At 57.1% G+C, this 5,188-nt stretch carries 2 rRNA genes; both read right to left on the bottom strand.

What is annotated here, in order from left to right:
• Window positions 1-32: 32 nt before the first annotated feature.
• A 23S ribosomal RNA gene (locus IE124_RS33815) occupies window positions 33-3,156 on the bottom strand.
• A gap of 287 nt (window positions 3,157-3,443) precedes the next feature.
• Window positions 3,444-4,969, bottom strand: a 16S ribosomal RNA gene (locus tag IE124_RS33810).
• Together the 16S and 23S rRNA genes form the textbook arrangement of a ribosomal RNA operon.
• Between the last annotated feature and the right edge of the window lie 219 nt (window positions 4,970-5,188).

Below are 5,188 nucleotides of genomic sequence, written 5' to 3'. Positions count from 1 at the left end.
CTTCAGAACTAACACAGTGGACGCGAGCAACTGAGGACAAGCCCTCGGCCTATTAGTACCGGTCAGCTCCACCCATTACTGGGCTTCCACATCCGGCCTATCAACCCAGTGGTCTACTGGGAGCCTTACCCTCTCAAGGAGGTGGGAATACTCATCTTGAAGCAGGCTTCCCGCTTAGATGCTTTCAGCGGTTATCCCTCCCGAACGTAGCCAACCAGCCATGCCCTTGGCAGGACAACTGGCACACCAGAGGTTCGTCCGTCCCGGTCCTCTCGTACTAGGGACAGCCCTTCTCAATATTCCTACGCGCACAGCGGATAGAGACCGAACTGTCTCACGACGTTCTAAACCCAGCTCGCGTACCGCTTTAATGGGCGAACAGCCCAACCCTTGGGACCGACTCCAGCCCCAGGATGCGACGAGCCGACATCGAGGTGCCAAACCATCCCGTCGATATGGACTCTTGGGGAAGATCAGCCTGTTATCCCCGGGGTACCTTTTATCCGTTGAGCGACGGCGCTTCCACAAGCCACCGCCGGATCACTAGTCCCGACTTTCGTCCCTGCTCGACCCGTCGGTCTCACAGTCAAGCTCCCTTGTGCACTTACACTCAACACCTGATTGCCAACCAGGCTGAGGGAACCTTTGGGCGCCTCCGTTACCCTTTGGGAGGCAACCGCCCCAGTTAAACTACCCATCAGACACTGTCCCTGATCCGGATCACGGACCGAGGTTAGACATCCAGCACGACCAGAGTGGTATTTCAACGGCGACTCCACCATGACTGGCGTCACGGCTTCAAAGTCTCCCACCTATCCTACACAAGCCGAACCGAACACCAATATCAAACTGTAGTAAAGGTCCCGGGGTCTTTTCGTCCTGCTGCGCGAAACGAGCATCTTTACTCGTAGTGCAATTTCACCGGGCCTATGGTTGAGACAGTCGAGAAGTCGTTACGCCATTCGTGCAGGTCGGAACTTACCCGACAAGGAATTTCGCTACCTTAGGATGGTTATAGTTACCACCGCCGTTTACTGGCGCTTAAGTTCTCAGCTTCGCCACACCGAAATGTGACTAACCGGTCCCCTTAACGTTCCAGCACCGGGCAGGCGTCAGTCCGTATACATCGCCTTACGGCTTCGCACGGACCTGTGTTTTTAGTAAACAGTCGCTTCTCGCTGGTCTCTGCGGCCACCCCCAGCTCAGAGTGCAAGACTCATCACCAGTGATGGCCCCCCTTCTCCCGAAGTTACGGGGGCATTTTGCCGAGTTCCTTAACCATAGTTCACCCGAACGCCTCGGTATTCTCTACCTGACTACCTGAGTCGGTTTAGGGTACGGGCCGCCATGAAACTCGCTAGAGGCTTTTCTCGACAGCATAGGATCATCCACTTCACCACAATCGGCTCGGCATCAGGTCTCAGGCTTAATGTGTGACGGATTTGCCTACCACACGCCCTACACCCTTACCCCGGGACTACCACCGCCCGGGCTGGACTACCTTCCTGCGTCACCCCATCGCTTACCTACTACCACCTTGGGTCGACGGCTCCACCACTTTCCTTTCCCCGAAGGGTCCGGAACGGCTTCACGGCCTTAGCATTAATGGGCTCGATATTGGGCGTTTCAAAGCGGGTACCGGAATATCAACCGGTTGTCCATCGACTACGCCTGTCGGCCTCGCCTTAGGTCCCGACTTACCCTGGGCAGATCAGCTTGACCCAGGAACCCTTAGTCAATCGGCGCACACGTTTCTCACGTGTGTATCGCTACTCATGCCTGCATTCTCACTCGTGAACCGTCCACAACTCGCTTCCGCGGCTGCTTCACCCGGCACACGACGCTCCCCTACCCATCACAGCGCCCGTTGGGGCTATATGCTGCAATGACACGACTTCGGCGGTACGCTTGAGCCCCGCTACATTGTCGGCGCGGAATCACTTGACCAGTGAGCTATTACGCACTCTTTCAAGGGTGGCTGCTTCTAAGCCAACCTCCTGGTTGTCTCTGCGACTCCACATCCTTTCCCACTTAGCGTACGCTTAGGGGCCTTAGTCGATGCTCTGGGCTGTTTCCCTCTCGACCATGGAGCTTATCCCCCACAGTCTCACTGCCGTGCTCTCACTTACCGGCATTCGGAGTTTGGCTAAGGTCAGTAACCCGGTAGGGCCCATCGCCTATCCAGTGCTCTACCTCCGGCAAGAAACACACGACGCTGCACCTAAATGCATTTCGGGGAGAACCAGCTATCACGGAGTTTGATTGGCCTTTCACCCCTAACCACAGGTCATCCCCCAGGTTTTCAACCCTGGTGGGTTCGGTCCTCCACGAAGTCTTACCTCCGCTTCAACCTGCCCATGGCTAGATCACTCCGCTTCGGGTCTTGAGCGCGCTACTAAATCGCCCTATTCGGACTCGCTTTCGCTACGGCTTCCCCACACGGGTTAACCTCGCAACACACCGCAAACTCGCAGGCTCATTCTTCAAAAGGCACGCAGTCACGACCCATTGGGTAAACCCAATGAGCGACGCTCCCACGGCTTGTAGGCACACGGTTTCAGGTACTATTTCACTCCGCTCCCGCGGTACTTTTCACCATTCCCTCACGGTACTATCCGCTATCGGTCACCAGGGAATATTTAGGCTTAGCGGGTGGTCCCGCCAGATTCACACGGGATTTCTCGGGCCCCGTGCTACTTGGGTGTCTCTCAAACGAGCCGTCAATGTTTCAGCTACGGGGGTCTTACCCTCTACGCCGGACCTTTCGCATGTCCTTCGCCTACATCAACGGTTTCTGACTCGTCTCACAGCCGGCAGACTGTGAAAGAGAGATCCCACAACCCCGCATGCGCAACCCCTGCCGGGTATCACACGCATACGGTTTGGCCTCATCCGGTTTCGCTCGCCACTACTCCCGGAATCACGGTTGTTTTCTCTTCCTGAGGGTACTGAGATGTTTCACTTCCCCTCGTTCCCTCCACATGCCCTATGTGTTCAGGCATGGGTGACAGCCCATGACGACTGCCGGGTTTCCCCATTCGGAAACCCCCGGATCAAAGCCTGGTTGACGGCTCCCCGGGGACTATCGTGGCCTCCCACGTCCTTCATCGGTTCCTGGTGCCAAGGCATCCACCGTGCGCCCTTAAAAACTTGGCCACAGATGCTCGCGTCCACTGTGTAGTTCTCAAACAACGACCAGCCACCCATCACCCCACCAGACAAGCCGATGAGTTCACTGGGGCCGGCATCAGAAGGCAACGACCTAACGGCCGTACCCTCAGACACCCAACAACGTGCCAAGCACACTCTTCACGTCTCGTCTCACGTTCCACGCCGAAGCAGTACTTGTGATCGGATCCATCCGAGTGTGCCAACTAATCAACGTTCCACCCATGAGCTGACCGTGCAGAACGTTTGCCTGCAATCGGTACTGTGCTCCTTAGAAAGGAGGTGATCCAGCCGCACCTTCCGGTACGGCTACCTTGTTACGACTTCGTCCCAATCGCCAGTCCCACCTTCGACAGCTCCCTCCCACAAGGGGTTGGGCCACCGGCTTCGGGTGTTACCGACTTTCGTGACGTGACGGGCGGTGTGTACAAGGCCCGGGAACGTATTCACCGCAGCAATGCTGATCTGCGATTACTAGCAACTCCGACTTCATGGGGTCGAGTTGCAGACCCCAATCCGAACTGAGACCGGCTTTTTGAGATTCGCTCCGCCTCGCGGCATCGCAGCTCTTTGTACCGGCCATTGTAGCACGTGTGCAGCCCAAGACATAAGGGGCATGATGACTTGACGTCGTCCCCACCTTCCTCCGAGTTGACCCCGGCGGTCTCCTGTGAGTCCCCATCACCCCGAAGGGCATGCTGGCAACACAGGACAAGGGTTGCGCTCGTTGCGGGACTTAACCCAACATCTCACGACACGAGCTGACGACAGCCATGCACCACCTGTATACCGACCACAAGGGGGGCACTATCTCTAATGCTTTCCGGTATATGTCAAGCCTTGGTAAGGTTCTTCGCGTTGCGTCGAATTAAGCCACATGCTCCGCTGCTTGTGCGGGCCCCCGTCAATTCCTTTGAGTTTTAGCCTTGCGGCCGTACTCCCCAGGCGGGGAACTTAATGCGTTAGCTGCGGCACCGACGACGTGGAATGTCGCCAACACCTAGTTCCCAACGTTTACGGCGTGGACTACCAGGGTATCTAATCCTGTTCGCTCCCCACGCTTTCGCTCCTCAGCGTCAGTAATGGCCCAGAGATCCGCCTTCGCCACCGGTGTTCCTCCTGATATCTGCGCATTTCACCGCTACACCAGGAATTCCGATCTCCCCTACCACACTCTAGCCTGCCCGTATCGGATGCAGACCCGGGGTTAAGCCCCGGGCTTTCACACCCGACGTGACAAGCCGCCTACGAGCTCTTTACGCCCAATAATTCCGGACAACGCTTGCGCCCTACGTATTACCGCGGCTGCTGGCACGTAGTTAGCCGGCGCTTCTTCTGCAGGTACCGTCACTTTCGCTTCTTCCCTGCTGAAAGAGGTTTACAACCCGAAGGCCGTCATCCCTCACGCGGCGTCGCTGCATCAGGCTTTCGCCCATTGTGCAATATTCCCCACTGCTGCCTCCCGTAGGAGTCTGGGCCGTGTCTCAGTCCCAGTGTGGCCGGTCGCCCTCTCAGGCCGGCTACCCGTCGTCGCCTTGGTAGGCCATTACCCCACCAACAAGCTGATAGGCCGCGGGCTCATCCTTCACCGCCGGAGCTTTCAACCAGCCCCCATGCGAAGGCCGGTGTTATCCGGTATTAGACCCCGTTTCCAGGGCTTGTCCCAGAGTGAAGGGCAGATTGCCCACGTGTTACTCACCCGTTCGCCACTAATCCACCCCGAAGGGCTTCATCGTTCGACTTGCATGTGTTAAGCACGCCGCCAGCGTTCGTCCTGAGCCAGGATCAAACTCTCCGTGAATGTTTACCGGATATCCGGTGACACTCGCGTTGAGCGGGACAGTCATGCCGGAATAGGGCCGACTGTCCACAGCGTCCTCGCTGTGTATGTTGCCTACCCGCCACAAGGGCCGGCAGGACTTTCAAAGGAACCTCGCCATCCGAAGATGGACGGGGTATCAACTAATCTGGCGTTGATTTTTGGCACGCTGTTGAGTTCTCAAGGTGCGGACGCTTCCTT

Source organism: Streptomyces narbonensis (assembly GCF_014649015.1).
Taxonomy (GTDB): Bacteria; Actinomycetota; Actinomycetes; order Streptomycetales; family Streptomycetaceae; genus Streptomyces; species Streptomyces narbonensis.
This window is presented reverse-complemented; position numbering and strand designations above follow the sequence as displayed.